Source organism: Amaricoccus sp., assembly GCF_036846665.1.
GTDB lineage: Bacteria > Pseudomonadota > Alphaproteobacteria > Rhodobacterales > Rhodobacteraceae > Amaricoccus.
The window spans coordinates 1-2,404 of the sequence record NZ_DAIUBO010000372.1; the positions used below are offsets into that span (position 1 = coordinate 1).

The window sequence follows — 2,404 nt, forward strand, 5'->3', positions numbered from 1 at the left end:
CTGCGGCGCGCGCCTCCGGGCGACCGGACCGGGCAAGGCGCCACCGGCGCCTCGCGTTTCCGATCCGGTGACATGCGGCGCGGGCCGCGCGGAGCGCGGCCTTTTCCCTGTCCCGAGAATCAGCCTCAGGATTGGTCGATCGGAAGGGCCGCTGCTATCACACGCCGGCCTGCAGGCCGAACGCCTGATTGCCCCGCGATTGGCGGCCCCGCCGCTCCCGAGATTCGCGGCACCATGCGCAAGCCACCAGAAGACGCCCTGGCGGCCCTGGGCCCCCGGTCGCGCAACCCGATGCAGGGAATGGTACCAGCGCCCCGGCTCGAACGGGGGACCTCCTGATCCACAATCAGGCGCTCTAACCAACTGAGCTACGCCGGCACGGCTGTCCGGTTACTATACGCGGCGGCTCGAATGCAAGTCTGCACTTGTCCGACGGCGCGGGACCCGGCAGATTGCGGCGCGGGCAGGAGGCCGGAAGTCATGGGGATCGACCGCGAGAGCGATACCGCCGCCAGCCTGCGGATCGGGCCTACGTCGCTCGGCATGGTCCGGGTCTATGTCGAGACGGATTCCTTCGATCTGCCGCTCGACTTCGATCCCGATGCGGCGGAGGAGATCGCCGAGGAGCTTCGCGCCGCGGCGGAACGGGCGCGCAGCATCGCGGCCGGCGGGAAAGGCAAGAAGCGACCCGGGCGACGCTAGAGCCTGGAGAACCTCGCGAGATCCGGGTCGATCAGGACGCCGAGGCGCAGCGCCGCGGTGCGGGCGAAGCGCTGCACCAGCGCCTTGCGCCGCGCGCCCGCAAGCGGCGTCTCCGGCGGCCAGCGCACGAGTTCGCCGTCGAAGCCGTCGGCCAGGATGAGCCCGGTCTCCTCGGGCAGGATCTCGCCGGGGAAATCGGCATCGACCGCCCAGAAGAACCGGTCGCACCAGGCCAGGTAGCCGGTCCACTTGCGGTCGGAGACGAAATCCATCCGGCTCGACTTGCATTCGACGATCCAGATCTCGCCCTTCGGCCCGAGCGCGATGACGTCGACGCGGAGGCCCGCCTCGGGCACGAATTCGGTCAGCGTCGCGAAACCGCGTCCCGCGAGATGGCGACACACACCGCGCGCCAGGCGCTGCCCCGGGAGCTCGGACTCCGTCATCCCGGCTCTCTGGCCAAGCATGCGCCAGCGGTCAAGGGTCCGGGCCTCTCTGCGTCCGGTCGGCCGGCCCTTGCGGCGGGGCTTGAGACCTCGCGCGCGACACGGTACTAGGAAAGCGATGCTGCCGGTCTTCCGCCGGCCGCGGGGGGTTCATTGGAGATCACGCATGGCCGACGCCGCTGTTCATTCCCACGACGGCCACCACAAGCCGGGGTTCTTCACCCGGTGGTTCATGTCCACCAACCACAAGGACATCGGCATCCTCTACCTGATCACCGCGGCGATCCTGGGTCTGGTCTCGGTCTCCTTCACCATGTACATGCGGCTCGAACTGATGGAGCCCGGCGTCCAGTACATGCTGCTCGACGGCCTGCCGAACGGGCATCTGTGGAACGTGCTGATCACCGGCCACGGCATCCTGATGATGTTCTTCGTGGTGATTCCGGCGCTCTTCGGCGGCTTCGGCAATTATTTCATGCCACTGATGATCGGCGCGCCGGACATGGCGTTTCCGCGCATGAACAACCTGAGCTACTGGCTCTTCGTGGCGGGCTCGACGCTGGCGGTCTGCTCGCTGCTGGCGCCGGGCGGCAACGGGCTGAGCGGCTCCGGCGTCGGCTGGGTGCTCTATGCGCCGCTCTCGACGCACGAGCAGGGCATGTCGATGGATCTCGCGATCTTCGCGGTGCATCTGAGCGGCGCGTCCTCGATCCTCGGCGCGATCAACATGATCACGACCTTCCTCAACATGCGCGCGCCGGGCATGACGCTGCACAAGGTGCCGCTCTTCGCCTGGTCGATCGTGGTCACGGCCTTCATGATCCTGCTCGCACTGCCGGTGCTCGCGGGGGCGATCACCATGCTCCTGACCGACCGCAACTTCGGCACGACCTTCTTCGAGGCTTCCGGCGGCGGCGACCCGGTGCTCTACCAGCACATCCTGTGGTTCTTCGGCCATCCTGAAGTCTACATCGTCATCGTGCCGGGCTTCGGCATCATCAGCCACGTGATCTCGACCTTCTCGCGCAAGCCGATCTTCGGCTACCTGCCCATGGTCTATGCGATGATCGCCATCGGGGCGATCGGCTTCGTCGTCTGGGCGCATCACATGTACACGGTCGGCATGTCGGTGACGCAGCAGAGCTACTTCATGCTGGCGACGATGGTGATCGCGGTCCCGACGGGCATCAAGATCTTCAGCTGGATCGCCACGATGTGGGGCGGCTCGATCGAGTTCAAGACGCCGATGCTCTGGG

At 67.1% G+C, this 2,404-nt stretch carries 3 protein-coding genes and 1 tRNA gene; 2 read left to right on the forward strand and 2 right to left on the reverse strand.

All coding sequences use genetic code 11. The features are described 5' to 3' along the window. Positions 1-301: 301 nt before the first annotated feature. Positions 302-378 (reverse strand) — tRNA-His (locus V7050_RS20395). Between the two features lie 102 nt (positions 379-480). Between V7050_RS20395 and V7050_RS20400 the strand changes: the two genes are divergently transcribed. Then, positions 481-702: a DUF6324 family protein gene (locus V7050_RS20400; protein ID WP_324370735.1), complete on the forward strand. Its 222-nt coding sequence runs from the start codon at positions 481-483 to the stop codon at positions 700-702. Here V7050_RS20400 and V7050_RS20405 read toward each other — a convergent pair. Continuing rightward, positions 699-1,148 carry an MmcB family DNA repair protein gene (locus V7050_RS20405; protein WP_324370733.1) on the reverse strand — a complete coding sequence of 150 codons (450 nt, stop codon included), beginning with the start codon at positions 1,146-1,148 and terminating at the stop codon, positions 699-701. The two genes, V7050_RS20400 and V7050_RS20405, sit on opposite strands and share 4 nt — an antisense overlap. Before the next feature lie 166 nt (positions 1,149-1,314). Between V7050_RS20405 and V7050_RS20410 the strand changes: the two genes are divergently transcribed. Next, on the forward strand, positions 1,315-2,404 hold a 1,090-nt coding region (locus tag V7050_RS20410; protein WP_324411196.1), incomplete at its 3' end, for a cbb3-type cytochrome c oxidase subunit I.

What these genes read in the sequence shown, in the direction of transcription:
- V7050_RS20405 (WP_324370733.1), bottom strand. Translation starts at nt 1,148, where the DNA reads ATGACGGAGTCCGAGCTCCCGGGGCAGCGCCTGGCGCGCGGTGTGTGT.
- V7050_RS20400 (WP_324370735.1), top strand. Translation starts at nt 481, where the DNA reads ATGGGGATCGACCGCGAGAGCGATACCGCCGCCAGCCTGCGGATCGGG.